Source organism: Thalassoroseus pseudoceratinae (assembly GCF_011634775.1).
Lineage (GTDB): Bacteria > Planctomycetota > Planctomycetia > Planctomycetales > Planctomycetaceae > Thalassoroseus > Thalassoroseus pseudoceratinae.
On sequence record NZ_JAALXT010000003.1, the window covers coordinates 682,786 to 702,156 of the forward strand.

Sequence of the window (19,371 nt, forward strand, 5' to 3'; positions counted from 1 at the left end):
AACTCGACCGCGTCTACGGCGGTCATGAGTTGTATCAACTGAGTTCTCCTTGTTGGGATCTCCGCCGAGAATTCTATGCTGGATCGACTGGCCGGATTGGAAACGGAGTACGCAATTCGTTTTGATCCGGACGTCCCATCCGTCCAACGCCCCGTTGACTACCGGCTATATGAAGCTGTGATCGCCGCTTTGCGGAACCAAGTTCTCACAGTAAGTGCCGGTGAGTTGAAAGAGGGCGTTTTCTTAGGCACGGGTGGTGCGGTTTGGTTTGAGCGGGTGCGGTTTACCGGTGGCTTCGGGTTAGTCGAAGGTAGTACCCCCGAATGTCGCGGCCCGCGTGAACTGCTGCAATACCAACGTGGCCAGGATGAACTGCTGGCAACCGCTTGCCGAGATGCAGACGTTCCCGGCGCTTTAACGCTCATCAAGAATGATCGCGACAGCCAGGGAAATGTCTACGGTGCTCAAGAGAACTACGAGATTTCAATTGGGTCCCCTCGGACTCTACTCGCTTGGCGTATTGGTTTAACGCTCCTCTTTCCGTTTTTGCTCCTGGGGTGGGTCGGCTACGGACTCATTTGGATCGGGATCTTTCTTTACGTGATCCTGGCTGGGTTAGGTTACTTCTTTCTCCAATTCTTTCTTCCTGGGCATTGGCGTGAGCCAGTGTTGCGGGTGATGTTGGGGGAAGAGTTCACCAAGAAAGATGTTTCCGCTTACGCCTGCCCGGTTCCCACGTGGCTTGAAGTCGTCGTTCCCAATGTGATTCGTGTGGTGACAGCTCCGTTTGCCACCGGTCTGTATCTCTTGGTGCACTGGACCGCCGGCCGATCGGTTCGTCAGCGGTTGACTCCATTCCTAATTACGCGACCGTTATTTGGCGGAGCAGGATTGGTGAGCGATGGAGAATTCCGACTCTCCGACAAAGCCGACGCGATGAATTGTCAACTCGGATACAACGGAATGATCTTCGATCGTCCGATTTTCAGCATCGGCCATCTCTTCAAACCCGTTGTGTTCAGCAATTGGTCGTCGCCGCGAGAATATCTTCGGCTCTTTGAGCCCAGGCAACGGCTGCAAATCTGCATTGGTGATTCCAACATGGCTGAGGAGGCCGAGTACCTCCGTATTGCCACCACGATGCTTGTCCTCGATGCATTGGAGGCCGGCGCTGTTCCTGCGAACTTTCGGCTCAGTCGGCCGATTCACACGTTGCGACAGATTTGCGGTGACTTAGAGTTTCAGAAGAAATATCGCTTTGCCGGCGGTCGGCCACTGACCGCCATCGAGATTCAACGGGAATACCTTCGCGTCTGCCAAGACTATGTGGACAGTGCTGTGAATCCCCCTCCCGAGGCGAAAGCGGTGCTCAAGCGGTGGGAAGAAGTCTTGGACCTGTTGTTATCCGATCAGGAACAACTCATCGGCCGACTAGATTGGGTCACGAAGCGTTACCTACTCAGTCAATCGGAACCGGACTCCGATCCTGACGTTCAGAAAAAAATCGACATTCGTTACCACGAACTTTCCACCGATGGATATTTCCAACAGCTCACGACGACAGGGCTTACGCGATCCATTCTCCAGACGGAAGAGATCGATCGAGCCACACGTTTGCCACCCCCGAATACGCCCGCAACCTTGCGGAGTCGATACATCCGAGAATTCTCGGTAGAAAACGTTGCTTTTCAGGTCAACTGGAACACCGTAACCGTCGGACGTGGTCCCAAGGCTCGCGTCATCGATCTCACGCGTGATTGATGGAATCCGTTCGGTAATCGCCGGAAGGAGATTTGGCGAAGTCTGACGATCACGTGGAGCGACGATGTTTGGTCTTCGTAGATTCTGACTCGGTGTCAGTCATGAATTGGTAGTTTCCGGACGGTTGGTCGCGGTGGCGAAACACTTGGAGGCTGATCCCATTGGTCGGCGGGTGGTCGGACGAGGTTACGTCCAGATTCTTTCGCTTGGTAGAGTCCTGAGTCTGCTGCCGCAACCAGACTTTCCTCGCAAACCGCATCGGTTGGGAACGAAGCGATGCCGATGCTCATGGTAATGCGGATGGGGGTTCGTCGGTACCAAATGGTTTCACGAGAGATCGCTTCGCGAATTTGTTCGGCGATCCGCTTCGCTCCGGAACATCCGACCCCATCCAAGATGATCGCCATTTCTTCGCCGCCATAGCGAGCGATGAAAGCGTTTTCGCCTGCTCTCATCCGCGAGGTCTGATCGGAAAGAATCCGAGAGACAGCCCGTAAAACTTCGTCTCCGGCTTGATGTCCGTACGTGTCGTTGACGGTCTTGAAATGATCCAAGTCGCAGAGTAGCAGCGAAAACTCGTTGCCTTCCTCTTGTGCCGATTCAATCATCTCCCGAATCGCTTGATCAAAGAATCGGCGATTCGCCAGATCGGTCAAGCTGTCTCGGTTCGCATGACGTGCCATTTCCACGATGGTCTGCACCCGAACCAAAGTCTCTCCGAGATGGTTCGCTGACCAGGAGATGAGTTCCCGGTCATGTCGATTGAACGATTTGGAAGATTTCCCAAGGTGCGAAAGACAGAACGCCCCCACCCAACGATTCTTTTGAATCAGCGGGGCAAGCACGGCATTGCCGATGGTGGAGTTTTCACCGGCGTCGTTTCGGTTGACAAGAAGAACCTCGCGACGCCCATGATACGATGTAATCAATTCCCATTCGACTTGCTGATACGTGGTTCGCAGTTCTTGCGGGACATCCCCCCAAACACGCACCATCGGTTCTTGTTCACTCGAACCACCCGCCTCGCGGTTAGCTTGTTCAACATAAACCGTTCCAGCGTCGGCACGCACCATTCCACACAGTTTCGCCAGGAATGCTCCGACCATTTCAATTGGCGAATCATATTGCCGATCTGTCACGTTACGGAGTTCGAGCATCTCCCGAGTTAAGCGATACTGATCTTCTTTCTGTTCGAACGCATAGAAACGTTCGACATTGCCAGCGATGTTAGCCGCCAATCGGCTTGCCAGTTCAATCTGTTGTTCTTTGGCGGCATCGGCTGGATACAGATTCGTTGTCAGCAGAATCCCGGTCAGTTCCGATTTCTGGCCGAGCCCGATGAGATAGAGATGCTTGACCTTCGTTTGGTCGCGAGTTGCAAGTCCTTGAAAAAGTCGAGTGGCTTCCAGTTCATCGCCCGTCAGGTGCAATACACAACCGGGGAAGAGCCGTTCGATTAGGCTTTCGTCAAAGACCAGACGATTCACAGATTCGCTCGACAGTTGATGATGTCGGCAAACGTGTCGCTCTGGCTCGTCGATTCGAACCAACGCTGCAAAGTCTCGGACATCGTCGCTCGCAAACCGCTTGAGAATCAAATCGAGCCCAGATCGGATCGTCGATTGTGAAACAAACTCGCAGAGCAACCGATTCTCCATTCGCGTCAGCTCATGCTCGGCTTGGATGTCACGCTGTTCGTCTCGCAGGGTCTTGAGTTCTTCGCTGTTGGTTCGGTATTCGCGGTTAGTCTGGGCAACGTAGTGGAGGTGAAGTATGTACTGGATCAGACAAATCAATGCTAAAACGACAACGAAACCACCATCGAGCATTCGTTCAAGAATGCCGGATAGATTCACCGCGATCGCATGACAGACTAGCATTTTCCCCCCAATCACATTGCCGAATCATCAAACTCAACTGGTTTGAGCATGAAAGGCACAGGGAACACTAGCATGGAAATTGTTACATGTTCGCGATTCCTAACGAAGCATTCCCAGCGTTTTGAAATTTTTTCCCTGCATAATCCGCATTCTCCGTAGAACCGGAAAATGCAATGCATATGCAAGACGCTGGTCGGTTGAATCGAACCGTGATCTCGCGGATTTTGAACAGTTTCGGCGTGTGGTGAACGTTCGCAGTCTGTAGTGAGGACAACAGAAAATGCCGGTGAGACCGCCTTCGGTCTCACCGGCATTCCACGAACAAATTGTGAGCCCCAACTCGACTAATTTTCAGCAATCGCAGGCTCAACCGTAGCGTCACCCACGGGCACATCCAGCAGGGCCTGCAATGCAATGGCGGCCATCGCTTCCTGGAACTTTAACAGCGTGTGGGCTGGCGGGGTTGTCTTTCGCCACTGCGACAATTGAACGGTTGTCCGATCGACGATTTCCTTTTCCGCCCGAATTGTGCGACTCCAAATCTGATTCAGATGACGAGTCTGCAGAATCTGTTCATTGTCTGACGCGTAGTTGGCCTGGCGGATCTCGTAGACCGCCGCACACAGGTGGTCCATCTTGATTTTTCGTTCTGCCAGTCGCTTGGAACGTGCCGTATTGACCCAGAACGGGACAGCGACAGAGAACACTGGTTCTCCCAACATCGTCCACATTGTTGTCAGATCGCTGCTCTCACCATCCCGCACACCTTGAAAAACGGCCGCAGAAACCGTGTTGAACCGGTTGATTGTCGAACGGGTATCGACCACCGGCATCAGCTTTCGATTCGGCGTGACGACATTAATGCCATCCGAAAGATCACGGCTGCAAGTCTCAAGGAAAAATCGGTAATCGATCGTTCCGGTCTGCTCGAGCTCCTGACGTAGCAATCGCTCAGCTCGCAGGTAACGATTGCCTGAGTAGACCTTTTCAAAACCACCCAGCTTGAGCGCCTTCGGTTTTGAGGCGGTCATGGAAAAATTCGAACGGACGATGAAACCCTCAGGAGCAGTCTGGGGATCGTTCGCATCAAATTTGGCGAAACTTCGGTGACCAGCTTCGTAGAGAACTGCCGCGCCTTCGGCATCGATCACGGCAAAGTTGGCTCGTGTTCGCCGACCAGATTGGTTGGTTCGATCAAGAAGCGTCTCAAAATCGGCCGCCGTGCGACAGGTCTGCAACGCCTGTTTCATAAACCGGCCGTTCCCGTAGCCCCGTGAACTACCACGAGGCAGGTCCTTGGAAAGCGAGTTCTCGATGCAAAAACCGGCCTCGTTCATTCCCATCCAAATTCGGTCGGAATCATGCTGATCCACAACCGCGACGCATTGCAGTTCACCGTCATCGAAATAACGGACATCGTTCTCACGGGTGCTCGTGTCACGATTCTTCCATAACAGCGGACGTTGATCCGGAGTGACGCGGCCAGAAACCACGGCAATCGTGCAACCCATGCACCGTGTCTGGACAGAAAAAAACGCACAGACAAGACCGAGCATCCCAAGAATGGCATGAACGCTCCCTCGATTCAGTTTTGCCATATCGCCTCCCCAGTCGAATCATTCGAGTATTGAGAGTTAAGACCGATCTAGTATAAGCATATGCGATTTTGCAGGTTTTGCAAAAGCCCAAGTTGATCCGTCATCATGCCGTGATCAGCGAATCCCCGATCTTTAGAACCGGTTTCGACACCGAAGCCTGGCAGGTCGTCGGTATGGTTTTGGGTGTAAGTGGTTTTGTCAAAATAGGTTATGTGGTTTGCGTTTCATCGGGAGTGTTTGGTGCGGACGCCAGCGAATGAAGGTTTAACGGCAACTTTGAAAATTTTTCCGGAAAGGCGGTTTTTGGCTCAAGTGCGACGTCAGTTATGAAAGTCTCTGTTGAAGTCAGAGATCGTTTTCAATCGAAGCAACTAACGAAGGAGGCAGCCAACCGTCGTCCGTCCAACCGCGGTGTTTGTTATAATTGGTGATCAAATGCTGTAGGTGCGTACTTGAGAGCCGTGCACCGGCGCTTGCTCCATCTGGCAATTCGTCCTTGAGAAATCTGGGCGGGAGCGTGTCTTCGGCGGGCGTCCACCCCTGTCGGATATTGAAGAGTTTTTTCGCCGTGACGATCCGACACGCGGTCTGTTTAAGTTCGTCAGCAGACATTCCCCAACCGGTGACGGGGCGTAGCAGCTTGCTCAACTCCTCGAACTGATTTTCGAACACACCTCGCAGGAATTTGCAGAGGATCAGAGAGTCCAAGACGGCGGCTTCGTTCTCCGTACGGATTGCCGGTTCCACAGCATCGGGACTGAGTTCAAGTCGATCGACTTGTGTTGAGAAATCGACTTGGTACGCCCCCGATCGGTTGTGGTCAGCCCCCCGGGTTCCCACAGCAAAACCGAGTGCCATGGTTTGGAGCGCTCGCGGTTCGTATCCGGGAATCTCTAATCCTTTGACATGCGGAGCAAATTCGGCCGACTCCGGTCCGATCATTTCAGCCAACGCCCGCGTTCCCAACGCCAGTTGGGGACCGATTCCCTCGCCTCGACCAATTGCGCGGATCGCGGATAGAAGAGCATTTCCATTTCCGAAACGTAGGTCAGGAACGTCCCAAAGACCTCGCTCCGCACATTCCATCGCAAAGGCGATCGTTCCTCCGGTGCTGATCGTATCGAGACCGAAGTCATCACAAAGCCGCGATGCTTGCAATACCGTGTCCGGATCAGAGATCCCGCAGAGGGGCCCTAGGGCGAACAAGTTTTCGTACTCTAGACGAACTCCCGCCGCGTCGTCATCCTCACCGGGATTGTGATAAATGTGTTCACAGCCAATTGTGCAGGCGGCACAACTCGACTGAGTTTTTCGCCGCGACTCGTTGATGGTCTCGGGAGCCAAGCGATCGGATTCTGCAAACGAACCCGCTTGAAAATTCCGTGTTGGCAGGGTTCCCAACCGATTGAAGGTCAACAGATTCGCAACAGTGCCCAATTCCCGATACTTTGCGGTTGCGGGGCCGAACGATCGTCGGGACAGATCACGACTCAAACGAATCAACTCGTCGGGGTCGGCGTAGTTCGTCGTCAGATTCCCCCGTACACCAATTGCCTTCACCAGTTTTGAACCCATGACCGCACCGAGACCGCCACGTCCCGCATGACGACCCTCGTTCGAAATGGTCGCGTATCGCACAAGATTCTCACCAGCCGGGCCAATGGCTGCGAACCGCCAACTAGAACCGAATCTGTCAATCAGCGACTTCTGGGTCTGGGGCAGAGTCTGCTGAAGAAACTCGGGTACCGGTTCAAACCGTATGTCATCAGACTCAATTAAAACCGTTGTGAGTGACTCGGCTTGTCCGACAAGAACGAATGCATCGTAACCGGTCTTCTTAGCTGCAATCGCGAAGTGCGATGAAGAAAGGGAATCGTTGATCCTGTGGGTCAGGGGGGATTGAGCCAGAACTGCGAACTTCGCCGACGTTGTCAGAGGACTGCCAACAAGCGGGCTGAACACAAAGATCAATGGAGCGGCAGGTTCGAGCGGCGACTGTCCAACTCGCGATTCCCGTAACAACAACCAGGTGCCCAGACCGACACCACCAAGATAACGTCGAAGGATGCTCGGAGGGATCGCGACGGATTCTGTCGATTGGTCGGTTAGATCGATACGCAGATAGCGACCGTGATATCCATAAGGTGCTTTTGACATACCACAATTGTAGCAGAATGAAGCTACAGTCGCTCAACCAAGCACGTTACAAGGTAAATTCGTCCCCGGAGATCGCCAGCGGCGGTACTATCTTGAAGAGTTGTAGACACTCGAAAGACTTCAACTAGTTTTCGACGTCGGCTGACTTGCTGACTTTGTAGAGCGATGTGCCTTCGTCATTGCGAAAATCAATTGTCAGGTTGGGCATTGAGTCAACCGTGACAAAGAGAAAACCACCAGAAGGTTTGGCATAGTGAAATGGCTGCCTGACCTTTCCTTCAGGGTCGGTACTATTCTTCGCCCCAGGATAGGACCCGATGATTGCATTTTCGTCATTCAACGCGCCACAGGAAAACTCTTCGATTCCAAGGGGATGGATACTGTGATACTGCCAATGACGATCACCGCAAAACACCATCACATTTTCGAGTTCATTGTCCTGTAACCATCGAAAGAACGCATCCGCCTCATGGCGGAAGCCACCGAGATTGGCGTGATTATCTTTCTTGTTTTTGGAGTCTGGTCCGACCATTGGAGTCGGCGAGATCAAGACTTTCCAAGTGGCGTCGCTCTTCTTTAGAGTTGTCTGCAACCATTGCTTTTGTACGGGACCCCATAGCGATTTCTGAGGACCATCTTCCATTCGATTCGGTGATCGATAGTCACGCCCCTCTAAGAACCAGAGTTGCAGATGCTTGTGGACGCGATGCGTGCGATAGGTCGGTGACGCAAGATCTCCCGCTGGCAGAATCGGCATTTGTTCGCGAAACATCGCAATGCCCGTGTCAGGTGATGGCTTGCGATCAGACTTGAGATCGGAGTCGTTGAATCGATAGTCATGATCGTCCTTCAGCCAATAGGCAGCGGTCTGACCGTAGAACTCGACCAGACGGGGCAACCGAAATTGCTCATGCCACTTTTCCCGAAGCTCTGGTCGAGTTTTTGCGGCAGTCTTCGCCGGGTGGTCATAGTAGACAATGTCACCCGTGCCAATGAAAAAGTCTGGCCGAAGTTTGAGCATTGCAGAATAGGCGGGATACCCAAGTTTTCGGTCTTTCTCAGACGCCAGTTTGCTCTTGCTGTTCTTTCCATACATAAAGAAAGCATAGTTCTGGCAGCTACCCATAATGAACGAGGCCTTTTGGTCCGACGTTTCTGCCGGCAGTGTTTTGAACTCACGGATGGGGCCGCTCTTGGTATTTGACTTGTCACTTCCGAAGTGGAGCCGATAGAAATACCGAGTTCCGGGATCGAGATCAGTTAATTCTGCGCGGACAATATAGTCATCGTCTGGTGTCGCCTTCAGCCAATCGGTCCGATTCGTTTTCTTGAAGTTCCGCGAGTCGCTCCATTCAAAAAATGCCACACCGTTTGCCCCCGGAACGTCACCGGATGGATCCAGTTTTGGCCCTGGGATTGCTGTGAGTCGAGATTGTAGCAGCACGCTCGTTGCTGTTGGTTCTCCCGCGAATTCTCCCTGCGCGTGAAAAACGTCATCTGCATGAACATGGACACCAGAAATTAATGAGAGAATTGCTATAACGAGTCGGCTGTATTTCATCAGGAGTTCCTCATTTGTTTGTGGGTCGCGGCTGCGGTGGTTGGGCTATTGCTTCTCAGCGGGGGTGACTCGTTCTACGTAGACATAATAGGCACCAACGATTTCGTTGCCTTCCTCATCGAGAAACCATGTTTGCATTGTCGTCGGTCCAGCTTCCAAATCCACGTTGAATTCGACTGATTCTCCGTTGGATTGTGGCGATGCCGCTTTTGATGTGTCCCCGATTTTTAGTTTGGCCGAAGCGATTGGCAATGCACGCCCTCTCAGCAACTGCCCATCAGTGACCTTCGTCATGGGAGCATTTGCATTGAGCCTTAAATGGCTCTCGCGTGGCCATCGTCTAAGTTCAAACGTGTAGGTTCCCGGCTCGGCCACCGTGAGATGCCAAACTCCGTTCTTTCTCACGCCGCGACGAATCTGCTGCTGTTGGTCGACGAAGACATCAAGCCATTCACAGGCTGTTAGCAACATTGGGTTTTCCGCGTCGTGACCGATGATGACTCGTTGCGGTTCGAATACATCGCCCTTGACACCATCCCACCATTCGTCGAGATGTTGTTGCATCCGCTTCACGACGCGAGAATGAGTTGCGGCAACGTTATGATCTTGATGCGGGTCGGTTCGCAAATCGTACAGCCGTTGATTTTCTAACAGACGCCAATGCTTCCACAAAACGGCGGCACCGTCGCGATGTGGGATCGCGGGGTTTTCACGAGTGTAGGTGACTTTGAATTGCGGCATTCGGCTATAGTTGATGACTAGCATTCGGTCAGCCAAGGCGTCTTGTTCACCTTTGAGTATTGGTGCCAAGCTAATCCCATCAAGGTGGTTTGGAATTGATGAAATCTGCCCAAGTTCCGCTAGGGTTGGTAAGAGATCTTGGACGTGTACGAGACTGTCAACATCACGAGGCTTGCCAAGTTTGCCATTCGGCCAACGAATGAAACATGGGACGCGATGGCCGCCCTCCCAAAGTTGAGTCTTGTGTCCTCGCATACCAGCGTTGAAATAGGTGTCTCCGAATGTGCTGCCGTTGTCGGTCAGGAATACAACAATCGTGTTGTTAAAAAGATCGTTCTTTCTCAGAAACTGATCTAGCTGGCCCATGTTCTCATCGATGTTCGCCCCCATTGCGAGAAAACTGATCAGGGCTTCTCGTCTAGCAGGGGTAAGATTCTCGACGATCTTTGGATTCTTTGCGATTACGTCCCGAATTGGTTTGCGATAATGGTCTGGGACAAAATGAGGGGAGTGTGCGGCGTTAAGAGGAATATACGCAAAGAAGGGCGATTGCTGAGTTGGCTGGCGTTGCATCCACTTCATTGCTTCGCGGAAGAAAACATCCGTGCAATAACCGTTGTAGGTTTCGCGGTCGCCATTGTGAATATACGTATCATTGAAGTAGTCGTTGTTCCAATAATCCGGCACACTGTTGATATGTGAAGACGGGAACCATAGGGCTTCTTCAAAACCTCGGTCTTCTGGTCGGAATGGATAGTTGTCCCCGAGATGCCACTTTCCAAAAATCCCAGTGCGATAACCGGCGGACTGAAAGATGTCGGCCATCGTTTCGAGTTCGGGACGCAGCAGCGTTCGTCCGCTACTCACATTGATCGCACCGTTACGGAACGCATCCAACCCTGTTAGCAGTTGCCCACGGGTCGGTGTGCACATTGGCGAGACATGAAAGTCCGTGAGGCAGACACTCTGTGACGCGAGGCGGTCGATGTTCGGAGTTTCCGCAATCGGATTGCCGTGACAAGAGAACTCACCATAACCTTGGTCGTCGGTCATCACGATGATGACGTTCGGCCGAGATTGGGCCAACGCCTGGATTCCACACGTCAGCAGAGATGCAACAGCGAGGAAGTTTACAAGCCAGTGTTTGGCGTCGAAAAGAGTTGATGCGGAGGCTCGCATGTGTTGGCTTTCAATCAGTTGTGTTCAGTCGATCCGATTCCAAAGGGGGGCTGAATCGCGATTTAGAAACGCTCATCTCAAGTAGGGCGTTGGGTGTTTAATCCTCGTCGATGACTGTTGCAAAGAGTCGAACATGACGTCGTTGGAAACTGTGACTCGCGAGGATTGACAACTTTGAGCACCCGTTATTCGTCGCTTGGCAGTTCCTCGATGATGATTGATTCATTCGTGAAGACGTCGATTTCGGCGGCGATTTTGAGTCCTTCACGGACGATTTCCGTCGCAGAAAGATCGGAATGGCGGTCCAGAGCACGGGCGGCCGCCGTCGCATATTGACCACCGGACCCGATGCCGACAATTCCGTCGGTCGGTTGCACGACATCTCCGTTGCCGGAAAGAAGCAACGTCCGTTCCTTGTTGGCCACAATCATCAACGCTTCCAGCCGTCGCAACGCCCGATCCGTTCGCCAATCACGGGCCAATTCGGTAGCGGCTCGCGTGATATTTCCGGGGTAATCCTTGGCTTTTGTCTCAAAACGCTCAAGCAGGGCGAACGCGTCGGCAGTCGAGCCGGCAAAACCGACGAGCATGCTTCCATCGAGTACCCGCCGAACCTTGCGGGTATCCGATTTCATAACGGTATTGTTGAATGTGACCTGTCCATCCGCACCCAGGGCCACCGTGCCACCGCGTCGAACGGAAAGCACCGTTGTCGATCGCCAAATGTCTTTTTGTTTCGGGCGCGGATTTCGAGACATGAATTGATCCCTGTGGTTGTGGTCCAGTTTCGTCATTGTTCAGGCTAGCGATTCGGGTCAACATCGGCAACTGGCGTAACTGTCCCTTGGACCATGCTCGTGGGATGCCTAGAATGCAGACATGCAAGACAATCATCCAACGAATTCCACTGAGAAAGATCGAACAGCACCGATGTCGGAAATGACAATCGAGGAATTGATAGACGAATTCCAGTTTCTAGGCGATTGGGAGGAACGTTGCGACTACCTGATCGACATGGGGTTTGACCTCCCCGAAATGCCATCAAGCGAGAAAACCGAACAAACCAAGGTGCATGGGTGTCAGAGTAATGTGTGGCTGATCACCCGCGTGCGAACCGAAGACGGCCGCACAACTCTCGACATCATCGCGGATAGCGATGCAATGATCGTCAAAGGGTTGATTGCGGTCCTGCTAACTCTGTACTCCGGCAAGTCTCCCGCGGAGATCCTCGATATCGAGCCACGCGAAGTCTTTCGCGAATTGGGTTTGGATCGACATCTGAGCCCTGCTCGGAAAAATGGATTGAACGGCATGGTTCAGCGAATCCGCGAGTTGGCTGCTCAGGTGGCGGCCTGAATCGACCGCATTGTTACGATGTATCTCCCTCCTCGAAAAGTCCGATCACAATGAGTGTCTCCACGTCTGTGTCCTTCGATGTCGAAGCCATCCGCGCCGAATTTCCGATCCTCGGAAAACCGCTGCCGAAGGGACGGCCGCTGGTCTACCTCGACAACGCTTCGACGACGCAGAAGCCACGTTGTGTGGTCGACAAAGAACGAGAAGTCCAGGAGAACTACTACGCCAACGCCTATCGCGGCGTATACAAATTTGGTGCCATGGTGGACGACGAATTGGAGTCCACGCGAGAGAAAATCCGAAAATTCATCGGGGCGGCCGAGGTCGAGGAAATCGTCTACACCTCGGGAACGACGATGGGAATCAACCTGGTCGCGAACGGTTGGGGGCGGAAATTCCTGAAGCCAGGTGACGAAATCCTGCTGACGGAAATGGAACATCACGCCAACCTTGTACCATGGCAGTTTGTTGCGAAGGCCACGGGAGCCATCGTCAAATTGACGCCACTCACCGAAGACGGTCGTGTCGATCTCGGGGCGTTTGCGGAGCTACTCAGCGAACGCACCAAAATCGTCGCCATCACAGGGATGTCGAACGTCCTCGGCACGATGCCTCCAATTGAGCAAATCACCAAGCAAGCCCATGCCATCGGGGCTGTTGTCCTCGTCGATGGAGCGCAAAGCGTGCCACACGGTGCGACTGACGTGCAATCACTTGGCGTAGATTTTCTCACGTTTTCCGGTCACAAACTCTACGGTCCGTCCGGAGTTGGTGTGCTCTACGGACGACGGGCATTACTCGAAGACATGGACCCGTTCTTGTGCGGCGGGCACATGATTTCGCAGGTCTTCGACGATCACAGCACCTGGGCGGAGATTCCCGCAAAGTTCGAAGCCGGGACGTTACCAATCACCCAGGCCATTGGATTGGGGGCGGCGATTGATTTCGTAAGCGAGATTGGTTTCGATGCCATCCACGCCCATGAGCAAGCCCTGCTGGAGCACGCCACCGAGCAACTCAACTCCATTCCTGGAATGAAGATTTATGGCCCATCTCCTGAACACAAGGGGGCCATTTGCAGCATGACCATCGACGGGATGCATCCGGAGGATATGGCGAATCTGCTGGACCGCAAAGGAGTGTTTGTTCGTCATGGCCACCATTGCACGATGCCGTTGCACTCAAAGTTGGGGCTGTCGGCGACCACTCGCGCCAGCTTCGCCATCTATAACACAATGAATGAAGTGGACGCTTTGATTGACGCCATCCACTTCGCCCGAAAACGACTCCGATTGACCGACTAATCCGCGAAAATCGACCGATTTCCTGACGGCAGAAGTCTAACTTTCAACCTGATGTCTTGTCATTGGGAATCAATGTCTTGCTCGGTTCTGGCTGAGGCTCACTCGGCAGACCGGATTCTGATTTAGTTTCTTCGATCGACCGGGACGCAGCTGGTTTGCCCTGTTCCGGAGCGATCGGAATGCCAGAATCCTCAAAAGTCGGTGTATCGTTTTTCCGGGTCCCTCGGCCAGGTGGTGTCGGAACCGGCTCGTTTCGTTGACGAAGACGGTGTTCCCGAATCGCCCGAGTTTTGTTGGGGCACTTCGATTTCACAACGCAATTGATGCAACTCGTCGATCAATTCACGTTGGTATGATGGCCCAACCGAATGCTGTCTGGGACGCGATTCGTGTTGTGGCGAGCGGTTGCGTCCTCTAGACGGGCGTTAAGGACGTTCCTGATCACGGTGATGGTTCAACGTTCGTCGGCCGCGATCAGGCCCCGATACCCGACTGCGGAATTCTGTAGCTCCAGCGACATCGATGTTCCCCAACTCCATTGGGATGACCGAATCCAATATCCCACACCAACGGGAACCATCGATCTCAACAGGAGCGACCATGACGGCATCTGACTGGTCCGCGTCTGGATTTGTTCCTCGATACGACGATTGCTCGTCTGTGTCGTGGCGAGTCCGTTAATGGAAACGAGAAGTTTGACCATCACGCGGAGCCGTTGCCGACCGTATTTGGCGAATCAGTGAGCTTCGTTGGAGGCGGCCTCTGAAGAAGGCGATGTCGGGGCGGAGGCCGGTTTCTTGGGGTGTGGAATGTTCATCGCGACGATGACGATCGAGATAATCACGCCAACAGTACCAACCCACATCCATGGGCTCGGTTCGGTTTTGCCATGGTAGATCCAGGCACTCACCAACGCATTGATGGTCACCGCTCCGCCAAACACGATCGGCATAACTAATCGCGAATCCCCCTTCGAAATCACCAACGCACTCGTCAGGCATAATGCACCGAACGCCCCAAGGCAGCCAGCGAGGAATCCCCATTGCAGTGCCGGCCATTGGTCACCTTTGAACGAGAAGTCATCGCCCTTGATCGACATCGCAATTGAACCACCGACAATGGCAATGACCAGATAAGCCAGACCAATCCCCAAATAGGGTTTGAACCCGCTGTATGCCCCAATCGGGCTCCGTGCCTTCCCGAGAGTCGGCCCGTAAATTCCCCAAAACAAGGCGGTTCCCAATGCAAAAATAATCGGCAAATACTTCATCAAACGTGTTCCTTCGTTGTCCAGTCATGCCAGAAAGATTGAGTCAGACTATGGGCCAAGAGCGCTCAGCCAGATTGAGTTTTTCCGCGACATCCTATCGCTTGAGGTCGACCTCGACCAGTGTTCGCGGCAGTTCATCGGCTGTCAAATCCGTTGAGCCAGGAAAGAATCAGCACTCTCCGTCATTCCGGTCGGCCACTGCTCAATCAGAATCTCCATACCTCACTGTCGCTCAGACGGCAAAGTGCCATCAAACTTCCCTCCAGCCCAGGTAGGGGAACCACACAAGTCGACCCATCGACCAATTAGCACGCGAGGCGACAAAGCGTTGCATCATCAAACGTTAAATGTGGAGACTTGAGAAAGTTGCGATTGCTTGACGTAAGCGTCCTGAAATAAATGACTTACGCAACCCAGGGAGCGCAGTGTCGCGAGAGACTCACGAGACGGAATGTCCGAACCTGATCAATGCAGTAGGGCAGAACGTCGTTCCGAACCCAGTAATGTCGACCACAGAGCAGGGATAAGACGACTGCGTTCATGTGCAACCGATCAAAAAATCCCCAGTTGGGCATTCGCAGACCTGGAAAACCAGATTCGAACTGATTAGACTTCGTGTCGAACATTCAACCACAGCCCAAGTGGCGGAATTGGCAGACGCGCTAGGTTCAGGACCTAGTGGGCTTAACGCCCGTGGAGGTTCGAGTCCTCTCTTGGGCACTATGGTATGAAAGGACTTACGGCAAATCGCCGTGAGTCCTTTTTTCGTGATGTTGCTCATTTGGTAGCAAATTGGTAGCAATATTGCCGTTGTGTTGCTCAGGTGTGGCTGAGGGTCAACCTCGAATATGGCTATTTCGGGAAGATTGCCGCGAGCTAAAAACCGGTAGGAGAACGTCGACTTCCAATTACAACCGTTGCCTCTTCAATACCGTGACACACGTGCGGATATCGCCACGAAAACGTGAAGAGGTAGCTTTCGTGAGGTTCACCCCCACGTGCATGGGGACTTCTTTGTCAGCCGTCAGGCCGCCTTCGTCGCGAACGGTTCACCCCCACGTGCATGGGGACTTCGAAATCGGCCAGCAGCTCCGAGAAAGCGTCAGCGGTTCACCCCACGTGCATGGGGACTTCGAGCACACCTTCCGAAAGTTTCAAAAGGATCACGGTTCACCCCCACGTGCATGGGGACTTCGTCAAAGCTGGCATTTTTTTTCCTATATTTCACTTAAATATGCACTCTAGTAGTATGTAGGGAAGTGATTCTGCGACTGTCTTTTTGAGTCGTCAGAATACCAGAGTGACAGATTCTTTCTGTTCTGTCGCGTAACTGTCATTCCTTTACAGTTTTCGACCGCCCGAACTCGCTCTCTGCGTCAAAACCGGGCAGGCAACGCAATCGCCGACCGTCAACTCTGATTACGGCGGCGGAACCCATTTCTTGAGCGGCTGTCCCTGAATTCTAATTTGACGGCCGGCAGCTCGAATCTATTTCGCGAATCTCGACCTCCGAGATCGCTCTTTTCCCCAGCGAGCGACCAGATTCCGCTCGCGCAACTCGTATGGAGAGTAGCATGGCTACTGTTACAGAAGTCCTCCACAATTTTCTGAAGAACGAGAGTGATAAGCATCATTCTCCAGACATGCTTAAACGCATTGAGCCTGGCATGGAATGCCAGATCAACGTGTCGTCTGCGAAAGGTGAACCTGTCGAAGGTCGACGCAACACTTACACAAATGGTTCCTATAAATGGTGGAATATTCGAATTCCGAAAAATGCTGCCTCCACACCGGAACCACCTGACTACGAAATGACGTTCCCCTTAGAACTACATGCTGAAGCGATCGGCACGACTGGCTGGAACTATGAACTTAGGGAAAGCTGGTGGGTCGGTTTTGACTTCGATGCTATTTCTGGACATGCCGACGGCTTCGGCGTGAACGACGCTGAGCTAGCGGAAGTCAAGAAAAATGCAATGGACCTCGATTATGTCGAGGTTCGTCGCTCAACAAGTGGAACCGGCTATCACCTTTACGTTTCCTTTGAGGACGTGGAAACCTCAAATCATACAGAGCATGCTGCGGTCGCTCGATGTGCACTCAGTAAGATGGGTCAGGATTCTGGCTTCGATTTTTCGCAAGCAGTCGATGTTTGCGGTGGCAACATGTGGGTGTGGCACCGAAAGGCCACATCGGAAAATGGCGGACTGAGCCTGGTCAAGGCTGCATCGCGTAAGCTGCGAGTGGCCGATCTACCAGCAAACTGGCGCGACCACGTCGATGTTGTCAGCAAGCGAAGGTCGAAGGTCCGACTACAGGGAGTTTCAAATGGCGATATCGATGACTTCGAGTCGCTAACTTCGGCGAATACTTCAGTGACTTTGACAGATTTCCACAAAGCTGTCATCGACGCTCTCAGCAAAACCGGATTCTCGACTAATTGGGAGCCGGATCACGGCCTAGTTCAAACACACACTTGTGCCCTGGCAAAACTGTTCAACGGCGACAACGCACGAAAAGAGCTCGGGCTATCAGGCGTCTTCACTACGAATTCTGAAGGGACCGATCCCAGTACGCCGAATTGCTTTATGTTCCCACAGGAAGATGGCAGTTGGCGAGTTTTTCGGTTTGGTCCAGGTACCGAAGAACACGGTTCGTGGAATCAAGACGGAGCCGGTTGGACATGGACCTATTTCAACCATCGCCCAGACCTCCGGACGGCTTCTCTCGCTGTCGGCGGTGTAGAGGACACTGATGGAGTCAGTTTTCATTTCAGAACAGCTGCCGATGCGCAAGCTGCTTTGACTCACCTTGGGACAAGCGAAAGGATTCCTGAAAAATTCCTAGATCGGGAATGCGCGTTGAAGAGGCATCGTGACGGCCGGGTAATCGCTCGAGTTACGATCGCCGGACGTGAGGCAATCCCCTTCGAATGGGTCGAAAAGCGTGGAAAGATCGCCGAGCGATTGTTTGATGTGGTCGCAGTAGAAAATAGCAATTGTCGCCAGAACGGTAATTTCGATGACATCTTCAGAAGCCTTACCACCCCTGCTGGGTCCGATGCAGGTTTTGCGTTGAAAGACTCGAATGGCAACTGGGTTAAGCACTCGAAAGACAATGTGCGTAGTGCATTGAGTTCTCTAGATTACAAAAAGGCTGAGGCCGACAAGCTTCTTGGTGGAGCTATCTTGAATAATTGGACATTGGTCAATCTCCCGTTCAAGCACGAGTATCCTGGCAAGCGGCAGTGGAATCGAGATGGGGCGCAGTTGCGTTTCAGGCCAAGCGACGAACCTGGAGAACATCCGTATTGGGACCAGGTACTAGCCCACGGTGGTCGGGATTTGGACCGATATCTTCCGGAACTCGATTGGGCACAGGAATCAAACATCTTGAACGGGCGAGATTATCTTACAGCCTGGCTTGCATCTATGCTCCGCGAACCGTTTGAACCGTTGCCATATCTATTCTTTTTCGGACCACAAAACTCGGGTAAAAGCACGTTTCATCACGTGTGTTCAATGCTGATGACTAAAGGAGTGGTCAGTGCTGATCGAGCACTAACCGATGCTAGTGGCTTCAACGGCGAATTGGCAGGTGCCATTCTCTGCTATGTGGAGGAGAAAGACCTTTCCGTAGCGGGAGCTAACGCGTACAACCGAATCAAGGATTGGGTGAATTCACCAATGATTTCAATTCGCAAAATGCGGACAGACTCTTACGAGCAGCGGAATACAACTCACTGGGTGCAATGTGCCAACTCCCAATACGCTTGCCCGATTTTTCCGGGCGATACCCGGATTAATGTGATGTTTGTTCAAGAACCCGAGAATGAAATTCCCAAGAAAATCTTGATGGAGCATCTAGAATCGGAAGCCCCGGCATTCATGCGAACGCTGATGGACTTTACTTTGCCGAAATCGTACGGACGTTTGCGACTGCCGATTGTCAACACCTCCCACAAATCGCGAAGTGAAAAACACAATATGACGCCAGTCGAGTCGTTCATTCTGGAAGAATGCTATGAGTTTGTCGGGCAAAAAATCGAGTTCAAAGAATTCTATGAACGGTTCAAAAAATGGTTGGACGTAGAGGAACACGAGGAATGGGGGAAGACGAAAGTACGAAAGGCCTTGCCCGATGATATTGCTTACGGCTCCCACACAAACAACGTTAGGCTCACTGGAAACCTTTCTTGGGTCCGTCCACCTAAGGATTACGTGCCGACAGAAGAGTTTTTTGAAGTTGAAAAGGGGCGATTGCAGCTTCGAAGTATCGATAAGCCGACTCCCGCAACAGCGAGCGAACATTCTGCCGATCCGAAAACCACGGTTGCTGCCTGACGCAATTATTGAGCCTCCGATTCGGCCGAGACTTCGAATCTTACGCTCTCTTGACCTGCCGCAGTCCTCGATTCTGCGGTGCGACAAATTAAAAAGCCCCGACCGGCCATTTCGTGCTGGATCGGGGGCTTTTTCTTTCCGAAAGCGCATGCATGACAGCTAGTGGAACACCAAACAAACGGTGTGGAGGCCGACTGAAGGTCGTGTGTTGCACGCCGGAG

At 52.7% G+C, this 19,371-nt stretch carries 12 protein-coding genes and 1 tRNA gene; 5 read left to right on the forward strand and 8 right to left on the reverse strand.

The annotated features are described in order from the left end of the window. Positions 1-75 precede the first annotated feature (75 nt). Positions 76-1,761, forward strand: a complete 1,686-nt coding sequence (locus G6R38_RS12765) for a proteasome accessory factor PafA2 family protein (RefSeq protein WP_166825620.1) — start codon at positions 76-78, stop codon at positions 1,759-1,761. Positions 1,762-1,856: 95 nt separating this feature from the next. On the opposite strand, the gene G6R38_RS12770 is transcribed toward G6R38_RS12765, so the two are convergent. The 6 genes from G6R38_RS12770 to hslV form a co-directional block, all read right to left on the reverse strand. Further along, positions 1,857-3,641, reverse strand: coding sequence for a GGDEF domain-containing protein (locus tag G6R38_RS12770; RefSeq protein ID WP_166825626.1), 1,785 nt, complete (start codon positions 3,639-3,641; stop codon positions 1,857-1,859). Positions 3,642-3,985: 344 nt separating this feature from the next. Continuing rightward, on the reverse strand, positions 3,986-5,239 hold the full coding sequence (locus G6R38_RS12775; protein ID WP_166825631.1) for a C45 family peptidase: 1,254 nt from the start codon (positions 5,237-5,239) through the stop codon (positions 3,986-3,988). A gap of 345 nt (positions 5,240-5,584) precedes the next feature. Continuing rightward, a complete protein-coding gene (locus G6R38_RS12780) occupies positions 5,585-7,396 on the reverse strand; it encodes an aldehyde ferredoxin oxidoreductase family protein (RefSeq protein ID WP_166825637.1) in 1,812 nt (603 codons plus the stop codon). 124 nt (positions 7,397-7,520) lie between these two features. Continuing rightward, the gene (locus G6R38_RS12785) at positions 7,521-8,957 is read right to left on the reverse strand and encodes an alkaline phosphatase D family protein (protein WP_166825641.1); all 1,437 of its coding nucleotides are present in this window, start codon (positions 8,955-8,957) and stop codon (positions 7,521-7,523) included. Positions 8,958-9,002: 45 nt separating this feature from the next. Continuing rightward, complete coding sequence (locus G6R38_RS12790; RefSeq protein ID WP_166825644.1) at positions 9,003-10,877, reverse strand: arylsulfatase; 1,875 nt, start codon at positions 10,875-10,877, stop codon at positions 9,003-9,005. A 185-nt stretch (positions 10,878-11,062) separates the two neighbouring features. After that, the gene (hslV, locus tag G6R38_RS12795; RefSeq protein WP_166825647.1) at positions 11,063-11,635 is read right to left on the reverse strand and encodes an ATP-dependent protease subunit HslV; all 573 of its coding nucleotides are present in this window, start codon (positions 11,633-11,635) and stop codon (positions 11,063-11,065) included. Positions 11,636-11,807: 172 nt separating this feature from the next. Here hslV and G6R38_RS12800 point away from each other — a divergent pair, with 172 nt between their 5' ends. Together G6R38_RS12800 and G6R38_RS12805 are read left to right on the forward strand one after the other, a co-directional pair. Next, entirely contained in the window at positions 11,808-12,233 is a 426-nt protein-coding gene (locus tag G6R38_RS12800; RefSeq protein WP_166825650.1) for a SufE family protein, read from the forward strand. Between the two features lie 50 nt (positions 12,234-12,283). Next, positions 12,284-13,537 carry an aminotransferase class V-fold PLP-dependent enzyme gene (locus G6R38_RS12805; protein WP_166825653.1) on the forward strand — a complete coding sequence of 418 codons (1,254 nt, stop codon included), beginning with the start codon at positions 12,284-12,286 and terminating at the stop codon, positions 13,535-13,537. A gap of 454 nt (positions 13,538-13,991) precedes the next feature. Here G6R38_RS12805 and G6R38_RS12810 read toward each other — a convergent pair whose 3' ends face one another. Both G6R38_RS12810 and G6R38_RS12815 read right to left on the reverse strand, forming a co-directional pair. Then, positions 13,992-14,240 (reverse strand): hypothetical protein, encoded by a 249-nt coding sequence (locus G6R38_RS12810; protein ID WP_166825656.1) that lies wholly within the window; start codon positions 14,238-14,240, stop codon positions 13,992-13,994. Between the two features lie 33 nt (positions 14,241-14,273). Then, complete coding sequence (locus tag G6R38_RS12815) at positions 14,274-14,807, reverse strand: hypothetical protein (RefSeq protein ID WP_166825659.1); 534 nt, start codon at positions 14,805-14,807, stop codon at positions 14,274-14,276. A 635-nt stretch (positions 14,808-15,442) separates the two neighbouring features. Here G6R38_RS12815 and G6R38_RS12820 point away from each other — a divergent pair. Then, positions 15,443-15,527, forward strand: a tRNA-Leu gene (locus G6R38_RS12820). Between the two features lie 854 nt (positions 15,528-16,381). Beyond that, positions 16,382-19,150 carry a DUF5906 domain-containing protein gene (locus G6R38_RS12825; RefSeq protein ID WP_166825662.1) on the forward strand — a complete coding sequence of 923 codons (2,769 nt, stop codon included), beginning with the start codon at positions 16,382-16,384 and terminating at the stop codon, positions 19,148-19,150. The last annotated feature ends 221 nt before the right edge of the window (positions 19,151-19,371 follow it).

What these genes read in the sequence shown, in the direction of transcription:
- G6R38_RS12780 (WP_166825637.1), bottom strand. Translation starts at nt 7,396, where the DNA reads ATGTCAAAAGCACCTTATGGATATCACGGTCGCTATCTGCGTATCGAT.
- G6R38_RS12815 (WP_166825659.1), bottom strand. Translation starts at nt 14,807, where the DNA reads ATGAAGTATTTGCCGATTATTTTTGCATTGGGAACCGCCTTGTTTTGG.
- G6R38_RS12775 (WP_166825631.1), bottom strand. Translation starts at nt 5,239, where the DNA reads ATGGCAAAACTGAATCGAGGGAGCGTTCATGCCATTCTTGGGATGCTC.
- G6R38_RS12800 (WP_166825650.1), top strand. Translation starts at nt 11,808, where the DNA reads ATGTCGGAAATGACAATCGAGGAATTGATAGACGAATTCCAGTTTCTA.
- G6R38_RS12790 (WP_166825644.1), bottom strand. Translation starts at nt 10,877, where the DNA reads ATGCGAGCCTCCGCATCAACTCTTTTCGACGCCAAACACTGGCTTGTA.
- G6R38_RS12770 (WP_166825626.1), bottom strand. Translation starts at nt 3,641, where the DNA reads ATGCTAGTCTGTCATGCGATCGCGGTGAATCTATCCGGCATTCTTGAA.
- G6R38_RS12825 (WP_166825662.1), top strand. Translation starts at nt 16,382, where the DNA reads ATGGCTACTGTTACAGAAGTCCTCCACAATTTTCTGAAGAACGAGAGT.
- G6R38_RS12810 (WP_166825656.1), bottom strand. Translation starts at nt 14,240, where the DNA reads ATGGTCAAACTTCTCGTTTCCATTAACGGACTCGCCACGACACAGACG.
- G6R38_RS12785 (WP_166825641.1), bottom strand. Translation starts at nt 8,957, where the DNA reads ATGAAATACAGCCGACTCGTTATAGCAATTCTCTCATTAATTTCTGGT.
- G6R38_RS12805 (WP_166825653.1), top strand. Translation starts at nt 12,284, where the DNA reads ATGAGTGTCTCCACGTCTGTGTCCTTCGATGTCGAAGCCATCCGCGCC.
- G6R38_RS12765 (WP_166825620.1), top strand. Translation starts at nt 76, where the DNA reads ATGCTGGATCGACTGGCCGGATTGGAAACGGAGTACGCAATTCGTTTT.
- hslV (WP_166825647.1), bottom strand. Translation starts at nt 11,635, where the DNA reads ATGTCTCGAAATCCGCGCCCGAAACAAAAAGACATTTGGCGATCGACA.